The organism is Streptomyces sp. Ru71 (genome assembly GCF_002920535.1).
Lineage (GTDB): Bacteria > Actinomycetota > Actinomycetes > Streptomycetales > Streptomycetaceae > Streptomyces.
The window spans coordinates 1-16682 of sequence record NZ_PQSS01000091.1 but is presented as its reverse complement, the minus strand read 5'-3'; the positions used below and the strand labels follow the sequence as shown (position 1 = coordinate 16682).

13 protein-coding genes and 2 pseudogenes are annotated in these 16682 nt (G+C 74.3%); 9 read left to right on the top strand and 6 right to left on the bottom strand.

The genetic code is table 11. The features are described from left to right. Positions 1-142 precede the first annotated feature (142 nt). Positions 143-868: an ABC transporter permease subunit gene (locus C3489_RS33220; RefSeq protein WP_103785836.1), complete on the bottom strand. Its 726-nt coding sequence runs from the start codon at positions 866-868 to the stop codon at positions 143-145. Positions 869-870: 2 nt separating this feature from the next. Continuing rightward, the gene (locus C3489_RS33215) at positions 871-1791 is read right to left on the bottom strand and encodes an ATP-binding cassette domain-containing protein (protein WP_103785835.1); all 921 of its coding nucleotides are present in this window, start codon (positions 1789-1791) and stop codon (positions 871-873) included. A gap of 109 nt (positions 1792-1900) precedes the next feature. On the opposite strand from C3489_RS33215, the gene C3489_RS33210 reads away from it, so the two are divergent. From C3489_RS33210 to C3489_RS33200, 3 genes are all read left to right on the top strand, one after another. Further along, entirely contained in the window at positions 1901-3070 is a 1170-nt protein-coding gene (locus tag C3489_RS33210) for a sensor histidine kinase (RefSeq protein WP_103785834.1), read from the top strand. Between the two features lie 52 nt (positions 3071-3122). Then, entirely contained in the window at positions 3123-3785 is a 663-nt protein-coding gene (locus tag C3489_RS33205; protein WP_103785833.1) for a response regulator transcription factor, read from the top strand. 105 nt (positions 3786-3890) lie between these two features. Then, the gene (locus tag C3489_RS33200; protein ID WP_103785832.1) at positions 3891-5048 is read left to right on the top strand and encodes an ROK family transcriptional regulator; all 1158 of its coding nucleotides are present in this window, start codon (positions 3891-3893) and stop codon (positions 5046-5048) included. A 99-nt stretch (positions 5049-5147) separates the two neighbouring features. On the opposite strand, the gene C3489_RS33195 is transcribed toward C3489_RS33200, so the two are convergent. Further along, on the bottom strand, positions 5148-5912 hold the full coding sequence (locus C3489_RS33195; RefSeq protein ID WP_103785831.1) for a GntR family transcriptional regulator: 765 nt from the start codon (positions 5910-5912) through the stop codon (positions 5148-5150). A gap of 269 nt (positions 5913-6181) precedes the next feature. Between C3489_RS33195 and C3489_RS33190 the strand changes: the two genes are divergently transcribed. The 3 genes and pseudogenes from C3489_RS33190 (at position 6182) to C3489_RS33180 (ending at position 10470) form a co-directional block, all read left to right on the top strand. Further along, entirely contained in the window at positions 6182-7018 is an 837-nt protein-coding gene (locus C3489_RS33190; protein ID WP_103785830.1) for an alpha/beta fold hydrolase, read from the top strand. A 201-nt stretch (positions 7019-7219) separates the two neighbouring features. Further along, positions 7220-8804: pseudogene (locus C3489_RS33185) on the top strand (alkaline phosphatase D family protein). 214 nt (positions 8805-9018) lie between these two features. Further along, positions 9019-10470 (top strand): GNAT family N-acetyltransferase, encoded by a 1452-nt coding sequence (locus tag C3489_RS33180; RefSeq protein WP_181139940.1) that lies wholly within the window; start codon positions 9019-9021, stop codon positions 10468-10470. 70 nt (positions 10471-10540) lie between these two features. On the opposite strand, the gene C3489_RS33175 is transcribed toward C3489_RS33180, so the two are convergent. After that, complete coding sequence (locus tag C3489_RS33175) at positions 10541-11755, bottom strand: trans-sulfuration enzyme family protein (protein WP_374936799.1); 1215 nt, start codon at positions 11753-11755, stop codon at positions 10541-10543. A 123-nt stretch (positions 11756-11878) separates the two neighbouring features. Between C3489_RS33175 and C3489_RS33170 the strand changes: the two genes are divergently transcribed. Both C3489_RS33170 and C3489_RS33165 read left to right on the top strand, forming a co-directional pair. Beyond that, positions 11879-12355 (top strand): Lrp/AsnC family transcriptional regulator, encoded by a 477-nt coding sequence (locus C3489_RS33170; RefSeq protein ID WP_103785829.1) that lies wholly within the window; start codon positions 11879-11881, stop codon positions 12353-12355. A gap of 211 nt (positions 12356-12566) precedes the next feature. Continuing rightward, positions 12567-14255, top strand: coding sequence for a DUF885 domain-containing protein (locus C3489_RS33165; RefSeq protein WP_103785828.1), 1689 nt, complete (start codon positions 12567-12569; stop codon positions 14253-14255). Between the two features lie 139 nt (positions 14256-14394). On the opposite strand, the gene C3489_RS33160 is transcribed toward C3489_RS33165, so the two are convergent. Next, on the bottom strand, positions 14395-14874 hold the full coding sequence (locus C3489_RS33160; RefSeq protein WP_103785827.1) for a rhodanese-like domain-containing protein: 480 nt from the start codon (positions 14872-14874) through the stop codon (positions 14395-14397). 127 nt (positions 14875-15001) lie between these two features. Here C3489_RS33160 and C3489_RS33155 point away from each other — a divergent pair, with 127 nt between their 5' ends. Then, positions 15002-15448 (top strand): Lrp/AsnC family transcriptional regulator, encoded by a 447-nt coding sequence (locus C3489_RS33155; RefSeq protein ID WP_103785826.1) that lies wholly within the window; start codon positions 15002-15004, stop codon positions 15446-15448. On the opposite strand, the pseudogene C3489_RS33150 reads toward C3489_RS33155, so the two are convergent. Next, positions 15442-16682: pseudogene (locus C3489_RS33150) on the bottom strand (SbcC/MukB-like Walker B domain-containing protein); the annotation flags it as partial. The gene C3489_RS33155 and the pseudogene C3489_RS33150 overlap by 7 nt on opposite strands.

Here is a 16682-nt window from a genome sequence, read left to right as displayed (position 1 = left end):
GGGGCGTCAGGGGCCGGCCCAGCTCAGCGTCCCGGCGCGGCACACTCCGGACTCAGGCGTCCCCGCGCGGCACACTCTGAACTCACGCGCCACGGAGCAGCAAACTCCGGACTCACGCGCCACGGAGCGGCACACTCCGGACTCACGCGTCCCGCCGCACGACGCTCCAGGCTCCCGCCCCCAGCGCGGCCGACGCCCACGCGGCGGTCACCGCGAGCCCGGCCCACGGGCCGAGCACGCCGTCGGGAGTCGCGTGCAGGACGGCCTGACCTGCGCGGTCGGGCAGGAAGTCGGCGACGCCGCCGGACATGTCGCCGATGACGAAGGAGACGATGAGGAGGAACGGGACGAGGATGCTCAGCGTCGCGACCCCGCTGCGCAGCACCGCCGTGAGCCCGGCCGCGAACAGGGCCATGAGCATCAGATAGATCCCGCAGCCCACGACGGCACGCAGTTGCTCGCCCGGCGGCATGCCGGCCGCCTTGTCGCCGAGGACCGCCCGGCCCACCGCCAGGGTGACGAGGCCGGTGACCAGGCCGACGGCCAGCGCGGGCGCGGCCACCGCCGTCGCCTTCGCGGCGAACCAGCGGCCCCGTCGCGGTACGGCGGCCAGGGAGACGCGCAGCGCGCCGCTGTGGAACTCCGCCGCCACGGCCGTCGTACCGAAGGCGATGGCCGCGATCTGGCCGAAGCTGACGCCGAAGAAGGCCGAGAAGAGCGGGTCGAAGTCCGCGCCGTCACCGGTGTCCAGCGAGGCGAGCGCGGAGAAGGCCGCGGTCGCGGCGAGCACCGCGCCCAGGCTCGCGAGCTGCGAACGCAGCGTCCGGATCTTGATCCACTCGGCGTGCAGAGCGGGGGTGAACGCCATGGTCAGGCCTCCTGTCGGGGTGCGGTGAACTCGGCTTCGGACGCGGTGAGATCGAGGTAGGCCTGCTCCAGCGTGCCCTCCTCGGCGGCCAGTTCCAGCAGGGGTACGCCCGCCGCGGACGCGATGCGGCCGATGTCCTCCACGCGCGCGTCGGTCACGCTCCAGGCCCCGTCCGGCGTCTCGGCGGCCTGGTGGCCGTGCCGGGCGAGCGCCTCCTTCAACGCGACGCCGTCGGGGGTGCGCACCCGCACGCGGGGCTGCACGCGCGCGTCGATGAAGGCGCGCATCGGCATGTCGGCGAGGAGCCGTCCCCTGCCGAGGACCAGCAGGTGGTCGGCGAAGGAGGCCGTCTCGTTCATCAGATGGCTGGAGACCAGGACGGTGCGGCCCTCGTCGGCGAGCCGGCGCAGCAGGTTGCGGATCCAGACGATCCCCTCGGGGTCGAGGCCGTTGGCGGGCTCGTCGAGGATCACCACCCGCGGGTCGCCGAGCAGCGCGGCCGCTATGCCCAGGCGCTGACGCATGCCCAGGGAGTACGTCTTCACCCTGCGGTGCGCGGCCGAGGCGAGCCCGGTCTCCTCCAGCACCCGGTCGACCCGGCGCGGCGCGATGCGATGGGTGGCGGCGAGGGCGAGCAGGTGGGCGCGGCCGGTGCGGGAGCCGTGCGCGGCCTGGGCGTCGAGCAGGGCGCCGACCTCGCGCAGCGGTTCGTCCAGCGCCGCGTAGGGGCGGCCGCCGACGGTGGCGGTGCCGGCGGTGGGCCGGTCGAGGCCGAGCACGAGCCGCATGGTGGTGGACTTCCCGGCTCCGTTGGGGCCGAGGAAGCCGGTCACGCGGCCGGGTTCGACGCGGAAGGTGAGCTGGTCGACGGCGCGTCGGGAGCCGTACTCCTTGGTGAGGTCGTGGACGTCGATGCGGGTCATGTCCCTCACCCTGACCGGTCCGCCGGGTTCGGCTCCTCCCCCGCCGGTGGAGAGCCTCTCCCCCGTGCGGGGGAGGTGGGTTGTCAGTGGCGGCTGGCACGATGGCGCCATGATCCGCTGGTTGCGCCCGTTCACCCGGGCGGTCACGTACACACGGTGGCTGCATCTCTTCGTGGCCGTCGTGTGGCCGGCGATGTGGCTGTTCATCGACGAGGCGTGGTGGACGCCCGCCACGGCGGCCGTTGTGCTCGGCCTGGCCGGTCTGATCCCGGCCATGCGGACCGTGGAGGGCTTCCAGGCCAGGCTGTTGCTGCTGGGCCGCCGCCAGGAAGGCGAGCCCCAGCTGATCGTCACCGAGCCTGCGAGGACCTGGGCCGACCGCGGGCGGGTCGTGCTCTGGCTGGAGATACGGCTGCTGCTGGGCGGGCTGGCAGGGCGTCTGACCTTTCAACTGCCGCTGATCGCCGTGGATCTGGGGCAAGCCGCGCTCGGCCATGGGTCGGACGGGGCCGGCTGGCTGCCCGTGCCCGGCCACCACTGGTGGTACGCCCTCCTGGCGCCGCTGCCCCTGCTCCTGCTGCCCGCGCTCGTCGTGGCCGGCGGTGAGCTGATCACCCGGGTCGCGCTGCGTCTGCTCGGTCCCTCGCCCGCGGAGCGGCTGGCCGCGCTGGAGGAACGCACCGAGCAGTTGCTGGAGCGCAACCGCATCGCCCGCGAGCTGCACGACTCCATCGGGCACGCCCTGACCGTGGCGGTCGTCCAGGCGGGCGCGGCCCGCGCGGCGGGCGACGCCGAGTTCACCGACCGGGCGCTGGCCGCGATCGAGGACACCGGCCGGGCGGCGCTGGAGGACCTGGAGCGCGTGCTCGGCGTGCTGCGGGAGGCCGAGCGGCCGGTGAGCAGCAGGCCGACGCTCGCCGACGCCGGCCGGCTGCTGGAGTCCGCGCGGGCCTCGGGTGCCAAGGTCGACGCCGAGCTCAGCGGCCCCCTGGAGATCGTGCCCGGGCCGGTCTCCCGGGAGGGGTACCGCATCCTGCAGGAGTCGCTGACCAACGTCCTGCGCCACGCGGGCGCGGTGCCGGTGCGGGTGCGGCTCGACGCGGACGACGCCCGGCTGCTGCTGGAGGTGCGCAGTCCTCTTCCCGGCGAGATACCCGGGCCCGGCCGGGGCAGTGGGCTGCGCGGCATCCGCGAACGGGCGGCCCTGCTCGGTGGCCGGGCCCGCACGGGACCCGACGCGGGCGACTGGCAGGTGCGTGTCGAGCTGCCGGTGCGGTGAGGCACGCCGGCCGAGGTGATCCACGCCCGGCGAAGTGATCTAGGCTGGCCGGATGCCGGTCAGCGTGCTCCTCGTCGACGACGAACCCCTGGTCCGCGCCGGTCTGCGCGCGGTGCTGCAGGCGCAGCCGGACATCAAGGTGGTCGGCGAGGCGGCCGACGGGGCCGCCGTGATCCCGCTGGTGCGGCAACTGCGCCCGGACGTGGTCGCCATGGATGTGCGGATGCCGCTGCTGGACGGCATCGAGGCCACACGCGCGCTGCTGCGCACGGTGGCCGACCCGCCGAAGATCCTCGTCGTGACGACCTTCGAGAACGACGAGTACGTGTACGGGGCGCTGCGCGCGGGCGCCGACGGGTTCCTGCTGAAGCGGGCCCGGCCGGCGGAGATCGTGCACGCCGTGCGGCTGGTGGCGGAGGGCGAGTCGCTGCTCTTCCCGGCGTCGGTGCGGCGGCTGGCCGCCGAGTACGGGGACAGCGGCGGCAACCGTGCCGCCCGGGACCGGCTGGAGCGGGCGCGGCTGACCGAGCGGGAGGGCGAGGTGCTGCGGCTGATGGCCCGCGGGATGTCGAACGCGGAGATCGCCGCCCGGCTCGTCGTCGGCACCGAGACGGTGAAGTCGCATGTGAGCGGTGTCCTGGCGAAGCTGGGGGCGCGGGACCGCACCCAGGCGGTGATCACGGCGTACGAGTCGGGGTTCGTCACGCCGGGCTGAGCACCGTGGCCGGGTCACGGCGAGGTGGGGCATCCCGCGGCTCGCCGGTGCGCGGCGTGCCGAGTACGATCCGGCCAACACGCGCACGAGCTGGGAGGACGGACGGTGGGGCGGCTGACCGGCGGGGATCCCTCGCTGCTGCGAAGGATCAATTCCGCGGTGGTGCTGCACGCGCTGCGGGCCACGGACTGCGCGACGCTGACGGAGGTCACCCGGGTGACCGGGCTGTCCCGGCCGACCGTCGAGGGCGTCGTGGACGATCTCATCCAGGCCGGCCTGGTCGTCGAGCAGGCGGCCGAGGAGGGCACGGCCCGGCGGCAGGGCCGCCCCGCGCGGCGGTTCCGGTTCCGCGCGGAGGCCGGGCATCTGCTCGGCCTGGAGATCGGCGCGCACCGGGTGGCCGCGCTGCTGGCGGACCTCGATGGACGGGTGCTGGGCGCGCAGGCCAAGGACATCGAGGAGACGGCCGGGGCGGACGAGCGGCTGGAGCGGCTGCGGACGACGGTGGCGGAGCTGCTGCGCCGGGCCGGGGTGCCGCGCAGCTCGCTGCGGGCGGTCGGGGTGGCCACGCCGGGCATCGTGGAGGCCGACGGGACGGTACGGCTGGGCACCGCGCTGCCGGGGTGGACGGGACTGCGGCTGGGTGAGCGGCTGAGCCGTTCCTTCAAGTGTCCGGTGCTGGTGGAGAACGACGCGAACGCGGCGGCCGTGGCCGAGCACTGGAAGGGTGCCGCCACCGAGTCCGACGACGTCGTGTTCGTGCTGGCGGGGCTGAGCCCGGGCGCCGGTGCGCTGATCGGCGGGCGGCTGCACCGCGGCTTCGGCGGCGCGGCCGGCGAGATCGGCGCGCTGCATCTGCTGGGGCGGGAAGTGACGCCGGAGACGCTGCTGTCGACGACCGACGAGCCGCTGCACCCGCTGGACGAGCAGGCCGTGGCGGAGGTGTTCGCCAAGGCCCGCGAGGGCGACCAGCGGGCCCGGGCGGCCGTGGACCGCTTCATCCAGCGGCTGGTGCACGACGTGGCCGCGCTCGTGCTGGCGCTCGACCCGGAGCTGGTCGTGATCGGCGGCTGGGCGGCCGGTCTGGACGGTGTGCTCGCCCCGCTGAGCAGGGAACTGTCCCGCTACTGCCTGCGGCCGCCGAAGGTGACGCTGTCCCTGCTGGGCGAGGCGGCGGTGGCGACGGGCGCCCTGCGGCTGGCCCTGGACCACGTGGAGGAACAGCTCTTCGCCGTGGACGGCACGGTGACGGCGCGGCGCTGAGCCCGCGTCAGGCCGACGTCCTGACACTGAACCGCGCCCCAAGGCCCGCACGGTGACGACCTCCCGGAACCACCCCGCCAGCCAGGAGGCGGCGGTGGGTCAGGACGCCCGGCGTTCCGGGTCGTGGTGGATCTCCACGCCGCCCGTGTCGCCGAAGGTCAGCCGGCAGGTGTCGGCGCGGTAGGTGGCGACGGAGAGCGCGGCGGTGCGGCCGCCCTCGGTGAAGTAGCGGGTGGTGACGACGAGGACGGGTGCCCCGGGCAGCCGGTCCAGCGCCTTGGAGTCGTCGGCGCTGGCCGAGCCCAGCTCGACGGCGCGGTCCTGGCCCGCCGGCGCCAGCCGCTGCAGCTCGCGCAGCACCGCGCGTGCCCGCGCCGGTCCGGACGGGGCGTCGATGCCGGTCAGCTCGGGCACGGACGTCCGGGGGATGTAGAGCAGTTCGGCGGCGACCGCCTGACCGTGGTTCACCCGGGTCCGGCGCACGATGTGCACGGCCTCGTCGCGCCCGCTCTCCAGGGCGTCGGCGACCGCCGCGGGCGGCGTCGCCAGGTCGCAGTCGCCGGGCTGCCAGTCGTCGCCGCCGACGCTGGGCCAGGCGTGTTCCTCGGTACCGACGGCCACGCCCACGCGGGGCGGCGCGACGGTGGTGCCCACGCCGCGGCGGCGCTGGAGGCGGCCTTCCAGTTCCAGCTGCTCCAGGGCCTGGCGGAGGGTGGCCCGGGCCACGCCGAAGCGGGCGGCGAGCTCACGCTCGTTGGGCAGGATCTCACCGACCGCGAACTCGGAGTCCAGCGCCTCGGTGAGCACGGTCTTGAGGTGCCAGTACTTGGGTTCCGGCACCGTCTCCAGCTGCGTGGTCCCCACCCTGTCCTCCGCAATGCCTGGTCCGGCGGCGATTTAGCGCCCTTGTTTATTAAAGGTTGTTGCACTTGTCTGCGACCATAGGGCGACCCTCACCCTTGGTCAAGACCAATCCTCGATCTCCTGCCGGGTCCACAGGCCCGCTGCAGTGCGACGTTCACGCAGCGTTCGCACACGGCCACCCGGGTGACGCGTCCGGGGGCTACCCGCTGGTAGCAATTACTGACAAGCTGTCTACCCGGCGTTCGTCAGCGAGTCCCGAGGAGCCCCGCATGTCCTCCGCCACGCTCTCCTTCAAGGTCCCCTCCGCACACGGCCCGCAGCCGGTGACCGTCTCCTACGCGCGCGTGGGCCACGGCGCACCCCTGCTCCTGCTGCACGGCATCGGCCATCACCGGCAGGCCTGGGACCCCGTGGTGGACATCCTCGCCGCCGACCGCGACGTGATCGCCGTCGACCTGCCCGGCTTCGGGGCCTCACCGGCGCTGCCGCAGCCACTGGCCTACGACCTGCCCACGACGACGGCCGTGTTCGGCGCGCTGTGCGAGGCGCTGGAGCTGGAGCGGCCGCACGTGGCCGGCAACTCCCTGGGCGGGCTGATCGCCCTGGAGCTCGGCCGTGAGCGGCTCGTGCGGTCGGTCACCGCGCTGTCCCCGGCCGGGTTCTGGTCGGAGGCCGAGCGGCGTTACGCCTTCGGCGTGCTGCTGGCCATGCGCGGGATCTCGCGCCGGCTGCCGCTGCCGCTCGTCGAGCAGCTGTCCCGCTCGGCGGCCGGCCGGACGGCCCTGACGAGCACGATCTACGCCCGGCCCGCCCGCCGCGCACCCGAGGCCGTGGTCGCCGAGACGCGCGCGCTGGCCGGGGCGACGGGGTTCGCCGCGACCCTCGCGGCCGGCGCCACCGTACGGTTCACCGACGACATTCCCGGCATCCCGGTCACCGTGGCCTGGGGCAGCCGGGACCGGCTGCTGGTGCCCCGTCAGGGCGTGCGGGCCAAGCAGATCATGCCGAAGGCCCGGCTGGTCCGGCTGCCGGGCTGCGGGCACTGCCCGATGAACGACGACCCGGCCCTCGTCGCCCGGGTCATCCTCGACGGCAGCCGAGACTGACGTCACACCGCCGCACCCGCGAGGGCTGACACCCGGTCAGCCTTCCACCACGGCAGGGGGTACGGCGATCGGCCGAACGCCGGTGCCGCCCGTTCCCGCTCCTCCAGGGGCAGTTGTTCACTTGCGGTTTGCGTGTGCGCCGACGCGCACCAGTAGGTGTGTGGTGCACATCGGCTGAATACCGCCCCTGGAGGCCCTTCCATGTCGCACCGTCCGCATCCCGGCCGCCGCAGTGTGCTGCGCGGCTCGCTGGCCGCGTCGGCGGCCCTGTCCCTGCCCGCCGGCCTCGGCGCGGCGCCGGCGTTCGCGCTGTCCGGGCGTCCCGAGGCGGCCTGGGGCGTGCAGGCGGGGGACGTGACCGCCGACTCCGGTCTGGTCTGGGTGCGTTCGGACCGTCCGGCCCGGATGATCGTCGAGACCTCGGCGACCGAGTCGTTCCGCGACACCCGCCGCCTGCAGGGCCCGCTGCTCGGCCCGGACACCGACTTCACCGGCACCACCCGGCTGCACGGGCTGCCGCCCGGCGAGCAGATCCACTACCGGGTGCGGCTCGCCGACCCCGACGACCCGCGCCGTACGGGCGAGCCGGTGACCGGAACCTTCCGCACGGCGCCGGCGCGGCGACGGCAGGGTGTGCGGTTCGTGTGGTCCGGTGACCTGGCCGGCCAGGGCTGGGGCATCAACGAGTCCATCGGCGGTTACCGCATCTTCGACGCCATGGCGAAGCTGGACCCCGACTTCTTCCTGTGCAGTGGCGACAACATCTACGCCGACGGCCCCATCGCGGCCACCGCCACGCTCCCGGACGGCACGCCGTACCGGAACGTGACGACCCAGGAGAAGTCCCATGTCGCCGTGACGCTGGACGACTACCGCGGCAACTTCCGCTACAACCTGCTCGACCAGGCACTGCGCCGGTTCAACGCGCAGGTGCCGAACATCATCCAGTGGGACGACCACGAGGTCCGCAACAACTGGTACCCGGGCGAGGTCATCGCCTCCGGCACCGCCTACCCGGCCGGCACCCGGCTGGACGACCTCGCGGCGCGCGCCCGGCGGGCCTTCGCCGAGTACTTCCCGGTCTCCACGCTCGGCGCCCGTGGCGACGGCCGCGTCTACCGGGTCGTCCACCACGGCCCGCTGCTCGACGTGTTCGTGCTGGACATGCGGACCTACCGCAACGCCAACTCCCCCGACGACCAGACCACCGACCCGCAGGGCATCCTCGGCCGTGAGCAGCTGGAGTGGCTCAAGCGGGAGCTGGCCCGGTCCCGGGCGGTGTGGAAGGTGATCGCCGCGGACATGCCGCTCGGCCTGGTCGTGCCCGACGGGGGGGGAGGGCAAGCCGAACTTCGAGGCCGTGGCGCAGGGCGACCCGGGCGCCCCGCTCGGCCGCGAGCTGCAGATCGCCGAGTTGCTGCGGTTCGTCAAGCACCGGCGGATCACGGGCACGGTCTGGCTGACGGCGGACGTGCACCACACCTCGGCGCAGCACTACGACCCGTCCAGGGCCGCGTTCAAGGACTTCGAGCCGTTCTGGGAGTTCGTCTCCGGCCCGCTGAACGCCGGCGCCTTCCCGGCCAGCGCGCTCGACGCCACCTTCGGCCCCGACCGGGTGTTCGTGAAGGCGCCGGCCAGGGGCAACGTCTCCCCGGCGGAGGGCTACCAGTTCTTCGGCGAGGTCGACATCGACGGCGACAGCGGCGAGCTGACCGTCCGGCTGCGGGAGCAGGACGGCACCGTGCTGTTCACCCAGGTGCTGCAGCCGGGCCGCGTCGGACAGTAACGGCCGTCCGGGGGGTCGCGTACCCTCGGTGTCCGCGCCGCGCCCCGGCGTCATCCCCCGGAGCGCGGCGCGGCTCAACTCCGCACGGCGGGGCGGCCGTCGGCGGCACTGAAACGCAATTGCGACATAACCGACGAAAACCCCAGATGCCAGCTTTACCCATCGGTCACAGGACGTTCGTGATCACGCAACACCGTTCCTCCACAGTTGCCGTATGACGAGAGAGATGGTGAAACGCACGAGGCACGGCCGTCCCGTGCACCACTGGCGACGCGACGCGGTGGAGCTGGCCGCCATGTTCACGGCCGTGGCGGTGGCGGACGCGGTGGCCAACCTGATCGGGCACGGCCCGGACGGGCCGGTGCTGCTGGTGGTCTCGGCGCTGGTCCTGGCGGCCACGGCCGCCTTCCACATCTGGTGGTCACGCAGGCACGGACACGCACCGCCGACGAGTGATACCGGCGCCCGGCCGGGCTTCACCGAGCCCCAGGCCGGGCCCCGGCGCGGGGTGCCAGGCTCCGCGGACGCCGTGATCGGCGACAGCACCCTGTGGCGGATGCGCACGACCGTACGGGACGCACCGGGGTCGCTGGCCGCGCTGTGCACGGCGCTCGCCGGGCACCGGGTGGACATCCTGAGCCTGCAGGCGCACCCGCTCGGCGACACGGCGGTGGACGAGTTCCTGCTGCGTGCCCCCTCCACGCTGACCGCGGCGGAGCTGACCCGGGCGATCGCCCTGGCCGGCGGCACCGGCACCTGGATCGAGCGGGCGGACGCCCATGACCTGGTGGACGCGCCGACCCGGGTGCTGGGCCTGGCCACCCGCACCGCCCTCGACACGGCGGAGCTCCCGCTGGCGCTGCGCCAGCTGCTCGGCCGGTGCACGATCCGGTCGCTGCCCGCCTCCCCGGCCGGCGGCGCACGCGGCGCGGACGGCGTGCCGGTCGAGGGGGTGCTGGAGGACACGGTGATGCGGCTGCGGGCACCCGAGGGCGGCGTCCTGACCGTCGAGCGGCCGTATCTGCCGTTCACGCCCACCGAGTTCGCCCGGGCCCGCGCCCTGGTGGAGCTGGACGCGCGGCTCGGCCCCCGGGTCCCGAAGGGCGAGGACGTCCTGACGCTGCCGGAGGGCAACCCCATCACCGTACGGCGGGCCGGGACCGGGGATCTGCGTGCCGCGAAGGCGATGCACGAGCGGTGCTCGGCGCGGACGCTGTCGCTGCGGTACCACGGGCCGGTCGGGGACGCCGACCGCTATCTGAACCACCTGCTCAGCCCGCGCTTCGGGCGGACGCTCGCCGCACAGACCGCCTCCGGCCGCATGGTCGCCCTCGGTCATCTGCTGTGGGACGGCGACGAGACCGAGGTGGCGCTGCTCGTCGAGGACGAGTGGCAGCGGCGCGGCGTCGGCGCCGAACTGCTCGGCCGGCTGGTGGGCATGGCGGTGGAGGCGGGCTGCGAGAGCGTGTACGCCGTCACGCAGGCCTCCAACACGGGCATGGTGGCCGCGATGCGCGGTCTCGGGCTCCCCCTCGACTACCAGATCGAGGAGGGCACGCTGGTCATCACGGCCCGCCTGGACGCGGCCCGGGTCGGCTCCCGGCTGCCGTACGACGGGCAGCGGCGGAGCGTCGAGCAGTACGACGAGAGCGCGGTGCGGGACTGATACCCGACGACCGGACGGTCCGGCGGAGCACCGCCGGGCCGTTCCGTGTCTCCGGGAGGGCGGCCCGGCGTCAGTGCGCGACCCCGCTCGCGTGCACGCCCGCCCGCTGTGCCGCGCCCGCGAGCGCCCCGTCCAGGTCGGCCCACAGGTCGTCCACGTCCTCCAGGCCGACCGACATGCGCAGCAGCCGGTCGCTCACCCCGGCGCCCCGGCGGTCGTCGGCGTCCACGATGCGGTGGCTGATGGACGCCGGGTGCTGGATGAGCGTGTCGACGCTGCCGAGGCTGACCGCCGGGGTGATCAGGCGGACGCCCGCGATCACCTCGTGCGGATCGCCCTCCACCTCGAAGGCGACCATCGCCCCGCCGATGCGCGGGTAGTGGACGCGGGCCACGCGCGGGTCGGCGGCGAGCCGGCGGGCGAGTTCGGCGGCGTTCGCGGAGGCGGCCCGCACCCGCACCGGCAGCGTGGACAGCCCGCGCAGCAGCAGATAACCGGCCAGCGGGTGCAGTACGCCGCCGGTGGCGAACCGCACCTGGCGCAGCCGCCCGGCGAACTCCTCGTCGCAGGCCACCACGCCGGCCATCACGTCGCCGTGGCCGCCGAGGCACTTGGTGGCGCTGTGCAGCACCAGCCGCGCGCCCTGCTCGGCCGGCCGCTGCAGCACCGGGGTGGCGAAGGTGTTGTCGGCGAGCAGCGGGACCGAGCCGCAGGCGTGGGCGACGGCACGCAGGTCGATCTCGGCGAGCGTCGGGTTCGCCGGCGTCTCCACCATGACCAGACCGGTGTCCGGGCGCAGCGCGTCCGCTATGCCGGCCGGGTCGGTCCAGGTCACCTCGGTGCCCAGCAGGCCGGCGGTCAGCAGGTGGTCGCTGCAGCCGTACAGGGGCCGTACGGCCACCACGTGCCGCAGACCCATCGAGGCGCGCACCAGCAGGACGGCGCTCAGCGCGGCCATGCCGCTGGCGAACGCGACCGCCGCCTCGGTGCCCTCCAGACGGGCCAGCGCGGTCTCGAAGCGGGCCACCGTCGGGTTGCCGAGCCGGGCGTAGACGGGCGGGCCGTCCGGATCGGCACCGGTGGCGGCGAAGGCGTCGATGCGGGCGGCCTCGCCACGGCTGTCGTACGACGGGTAGGTGGTCGACAGGTCGATCGGCGGGGCGTGCAGGCCCTGGCGGGCGAGGTCGTCGCGGCCGGCGTGCACGGCCTCGGTGGCCAGTGCTCTGCGGGCGGTACGGGCGGTGTCCACGGGCGCCTCCACAGGGATCTCCTCGGGCGGGTCCACGCGGGCACCCCTGGCGGTTCCAGGGGTCCCCCGGGGCCGGAAGCCCGGATCGGTCCGGCCCTGGCGGGAAAGGGTGAACACAAGCCGGGGTTCGGTGGACGAATCCCGTGTTACGTTCGGCGCATGGCCGAATCCGTCGTACTGGATCCGGTCGATCTGCATCTGCTGCGGCTGTTGCAGAACGACGCCCGGACCACGTATCGCGACCTCGCCGCGCAGGTCGGCGTGGCGCCGTCGACGTGTCTCGACCGCGTGACGCGGCTGCGCCGCTCAGGGGTGATCCTCGGCCATCAGCTGCGACTGAACCCGGCCAAGCTGGGCCGTGGCCTTCAGGCCCTGCTGTCGGTACAGGTCCGGCCGCACCGGCGGGAACTGGTGGGGCCGTTCGTGGACCGGATCCGGGCACTGCCGGAGTCACTGACCGTCTTCCACCTCACCGGCCCGGACGACTACCTCGTCCACGTCGCCGTCGCGGACATGACGGACCTGCAACGTCTGGTGCTCGACGAGTTCACGTCCCGCCGTGAGGTCGCCCGGGTGGAGACCCGCCTGATCTTCCAACAGTGGGACTGCGGCCCCCTCATGCCCCCGGAAGCCTGAACGCCGGGGGCGCAAGGCGCCCCAAAGGGGCGCGGGGCCGTGCTCGATATGCGGCTCCGCCGCGTGGGCGCGACCAGCCACGACGAACCGGCAGACCGCACAACACAGAACCCCCCACCCGTACCCGGCGTGAACGAAAACCGGCCGTTCCCAGTGCCCTGCGGAGCAAACCCGGCTGACGCGGCACCGCTATCCGTACGAGGATGTCCGCATGTCAGAGACCAAGAGCCCGCTGCCCCGCGAGGTCGCCGACGCCTACGTCGACGAGCTCATCGCCCTCGACCCGATCACCGGCACCTACCTCGGCGTACCGGAGAGTTCGAGCCGGATGCCCGACACCTCGCCGGCGGGCGCGGACGCGCTGGCCGACCTGGCGCGGGCCACCCTGGCGAAGCTGGCCGAGGCCGAGCGCCGGCCCGGCGCCGACAGCGACATCGAGCGCCGGTGCGCGCGGCTGCTGCGCGAGCGGCTCACCGCCGAACTCGCCGTGCACGAGGCCGACGAGCACCTGCGCGCCGTCGGCAATCTGCACACCGCCCCGCACCAGGTCCGCGACGTGTTCACGGTGACGCCGCAGCAGACCGAGGAGGACTGGGCGGCCATCGCCGAGCGGCTGCGCGCGGTGCCGCGGGCGCTGGCCGGATACCGGGAGTCCCTCGCCCTCGGCCTGGAACGCAAGCTGTACGCGGCGCCCCGGCCGACCGCCACCTTCGTCGAGCAGCTCACCGAGTGGGCGGACACCGGTGAGGGCCGCGGCTGGTTCGAGGACTTCGCCGCGGCCGGGCCCGGCGCGCTGCGCGCGGAGCTGGACGAGGCGGCGCGCGGCGCCACCGCGGCCGTCGTCGAACTGCGCGACTGGATGCGCGAGGTGTACGCCCCGGCGATCGAGGGCGCCCCGAACACGGTGGGCCGCGAGCGCTACGCCCGCTGGGCGCGCTACTTCAACGGCACCGACCTCGACCTGGACGAGGCGTACGCGTACGGCTGGGCCGAGTACCACCGGCTGCTGGGCGAGATGAGGCAGGAGGCGGAGAAGATCCTGCCCGGCGCGGCGACCCCGTGGGTGGCGCTGGCGCACCTCGACGAGCACGGCCGGCACATCGAGGGCGTCGACGAGGTCCGCGCGTGGCTGCAGGGCCTGATGGACGAGGCGATCGACGCCCTGGACGGCACCCACTTCGAACTCGCCGAGCGGGTAAGGCGGGTGGAGTCCCGGATCGCGCCGCCCGGCGGGGCCGCGGCCCCGTACTACACGCCGCCGTCGGAGGACTTCTCCCGGCCGGGCCGCACCTGGCTGCCGACGATGGGCCAGACCCGCTTCCCGGTGTACGACCTGGTCTCGACCTGGTACCACGAGGGCGTCCCCGGCCATCACCTGCAGCTCGCCCAGTGGGCGCACGTCGCCGGTGACCTGTCCCGCTACCAGTCCTCGGTGGGCATGGTCAGCGCCAACGCCGAGGGCTGGGCGCTGTACGCGGAGCGGCTGATGGACGAGCTGGGCTTCCTCAAGGACGCCGAGGAGCGGATCGGCTACCTCGACGCCCAGATGATGCGGGCGCTGCGGGTCATCGTGGACATCGGCATGCACCTGGAGCTGGACATCCCGGCCGACTCGCCGTTCCACCCGGGTGAGCGGTGGACGCCGGAACTGGCGCAGGAGTTCTTCGGGACGCACAGCAGCCGGCCGGCGGACTTCGTGGAGAGCGAGCTGACCCGCTATCTGACGATGCCGGGGCAGGCCATCGGCTACAAGCTGGGCGAACGGGCCTGGCTGACCGGCCGGGAGAACGCCCGCAAGCGCCACGGCGACGCCTTCGACCCGAAGGCCTGGCACATGGCCGCCCTCTCCCAGGGCTCGCTGGGTCTGGACGACCTGGTGGAGGAGCTGTCGCGGCTGTGACGCGGCGGTTCCGGCCTCCCCGGTGACCCGTTCCGCCTCGTCCGTGGAAAGCCACGGACGAGGCGGGTCGCGGACGACGCGGGTCATGGGCGACGCGCGTCGCGGACGACGGGGTCACGGACGACCGAGGCCCGGCGCGTCAGCAGCCGCAGTCCTCCGCGTCGACCGGCGCCGTGAGCGGGTCGGCGGCGCGCTGGTCGCGGCCCTCCCAGGTCTCGTAGGCGAAGCCCTCACGCGCCCAGTACTCGAAGCCGCCGAGCATCTCCTTGACCTGGTAGCCGAGTTCGGCGAGGGCCAGCGCGGCGCGGGTCGCGCCGTTGCAGCCGGGCCCCCAGCAGTACGTCACCACGGGCACGCTCTTGTCGAGCAGCTGCTCGGCCTGCTCGGGGATGAGCGCCGTGGGCAGGTGGACGGCGCCGGGGATATGGCCCTGGTCCCAGGAGGCGGTGGAGCGGGAGTCCACGACGACGAATCCGGGGTCGCCGCCCGCCTCCAGCGCGGCGGCGACGTCGGAGACGTCCGCGTGGAAGGCGAGCGAGGCGCGGAAGTAGGCGGCCGCCTCGGCGGGGGCGGCGGGCGCGACGCGCAGGACGGGGTTGGCGGCGGTCGTGGCGGTCATGGGCGGCCCTTTCAGCGGCGGCGATCGTCTCTGACCGGAAATCTACGGCTGCTTGATCATCTTCCTGAAGGGGCGTTCCACGGTGTGGACCTTGTGCGACCGTGGAATCCCCTGCTATCCCTCCGGGATGACCCCGTTTTCCCCGGACGCCACCGACTGGCGCATCCTCGACGTCCTGCAGCGCGACGGACGGGCCAGCTTCGCCGAGCTGGCGCGCGCCGTGTCCATGTCCCCGAGCGCGGTCACCGAGCGGGTGCGCCGGCTGGAGGAGGCCGGGGTGATCAAGGGGTACGCGGCGGTCGTGGACCCGGAGCGGCTGGGGCTGCCGATCCTGGCGTTCGTCCGGCTGCGCTACCCCAACGGCAACTACAAGCCGTTCCACGACCTGGTCGCCGCGACGCCGGAGATCCTGGAGGCGCACCACGTCACCGGCGACGACTGCTTCGTCATCAAGGTCACCGCCCGTTCCATGCGCCACCTGGAGGAGGTGTCGGGCAGGATCGGCGCGCTCGGATCGGTGACGACGAGCGTGGTCTACTCCTCGCCCCTGCCCCGTCGCCCGCTCGGTCAGTGACCGCGCCGCCGCAGCACCGAGCCCGATCTGTCCTTGACGACCTCCAGCTGGGCGTGGACCCGGCGCCGCAGGTCGGGGACGTGGCTGACGATGCCGACGCTGCGGTCCCGTTCGCGCAGTGAGTCGAGCACGTCCAGCACCTCGTCGAGCGTCTGGTCGTCGAGGCTGCCGAAGCCCTCGTCGATGAAGAGGGTGTCCAGACGCACCCCGCCGGCCTCGTCGGTGACGACGTCGGCGAGGCCGAGGGCGAGCGCGAGGGAGGCGAAGAAGGTCTCGCCGCCGGACAGGGTCGCGGTGTCCCGTTCCCGGCCGGTCCAGGCGTCGACGACGTGCAGGCCGAGGCCGCTGCGGCCGCGCCCGGTGCGGTCGTCGGAGTGGACGAGGGTGTACCGGCCGGACGACATGCGCCGCAGCCGGGCCGTAGCGGCGGCGGCGACCTGCTCCAGGCGGGCCGCCAGGACGTAGGACTCCAGGCGCATCCGCCGCTCGTTGTCGGCGGCGGTGCCGGCGGTGAGGGCGGCCAGGCGGGCCACCCGGTCGTACTCCCCGCGCAGCGGGGCGAGCCGGCGCACGCCCTCGGCGGCGCGTGCGGACAGGCGGTCGAGCTCCGTGCAGCGGCGGGCGGCGGCGTCGCGCGCGGAGGCCGCGGCGCGCAGCCGGTCCGCGGCGGCGGTGGCGGCCCGCTCGGCGGCGGCGAGGTCGGCGGGCGGCCGCTGCCCGGCCGCCGCGGTGTCGGCCTCCGCGAGCACCGCGCGCACGGCGGCCTCCTCGGACTGCCAGGCGTCCAGCCGCCGTTGCAGCTCGCGGTGTTCGGCGTCGGTGAGCAGCGCCTCGGCGGCGTCCCGCGGGGTGTCGAACCCGGCGCGGAACGCGGCGTCGGCGAGCCGGGCGTCGGCGTCCTTGAGCCGCTGGGCGGCGTCCTCGGCGGCGCGTACGGCCTCGGCGGCGTCGGTGAGCAGGGCGGTCCGGCGCTCCAGCTGCGCGGCGCGCGCGGCGACGCTGTCGGCGGTGGCTCGGGCCTGCGCCAGCTCCTCCTCCAGCAGGGCCCGTTCGCGCTCCAGCCGCTCGCGGTGCCGACGCGGGCTGCGGCACGCACGGCCGCCTGCTGCCGGTCGGCGCTCCGGCGCTCGCGTTCCTGCTCGGCGTGGCGCAGTTGCTCCTGGGCGGCGTGCAGCGCGGAGGCGTCCCGCCGGGCCGCGGCGTAGAGGCGCTCCACCTCGTCGGCTTCCCGGGT

What these genes read in the sequence shown, in the direction of transcription:
- C3489_RS33165 (WP_103785828.1), top strand. Translation starts at nt 12,567, where the DNA reads ATGTCAGAGACCAAGAGCCCGCTGCCCCGCGAGGTCGCCGACGCCTAC.
- C3489_RS33220 (WP_103785836.1), bottom strand. Translation starts at nt 868, where the DNA reads ATGGCGTTCACCCCCGCTCTGCACGCCGAGTGGATCAAGATCCGGACG.
- C3489_RS33155 (WP_103785826.1), top strand. Translation starts at nt 15,002, where the DNA reads ATGACCCCGTTTTCCCCGGACGCCACCGACTGGCGCATCCTCGACGTC.
- C3489_RS33190 (WP_103785830.1), top strand. Translation starts at nt 6,182, where the DNA reads ATGTCCTCCGCCACGCTCTCCTTCAAGGTCCCCTCCGCACACGGCCCG.
- C3489_RS33160 (WP_103785827.1), bottom strand. Translation starts at nt 14,874, where the DNA reads ATGACCGCCACGACCGCCGCCAACCCCGTCCTGCGCGTCGCGCCCGCC.
- C3489_RS33215 (WP_103785835.1), bottom strand. Translation starts at nt 1,791, where the DNA reads ATGACCCGCATCGACGTCCACGACCTCACCAAGGAGTACGGCTCCCGA.
- C3489_RS33210 (WP_103785834.1), top strand. Translation starts at nt 1,901, where the DNA reads ATGATCCGCTGGTTGCGCCCGTTCACCCGGGCGGTCACGTACACACGG.
- C3489_RS33205 (WP_103785833.1), top strand. Translation starts at nt 3,123, where the DNA reads ATGCCGGTCAGCGTGCTCCTCGTCGACGACGAACCCCTGGTCCGCGCC.
- C3489_RS33170 (WP_103785829.1), top strand. Translation starts at nt 11,879, where the DNA reads ATGGCCGAATCCGTCGTACTGGATCCGGTCGATCTGCATCTGCTGCGG.
- C3489_RS33180 (WP_181139940.1), top strand. Translation starts at nt 9,019, where the DNA reads ATGACGAGAGAGATGGTGAAACGCACGAGGCACGGCCGTCCCGTGCAC.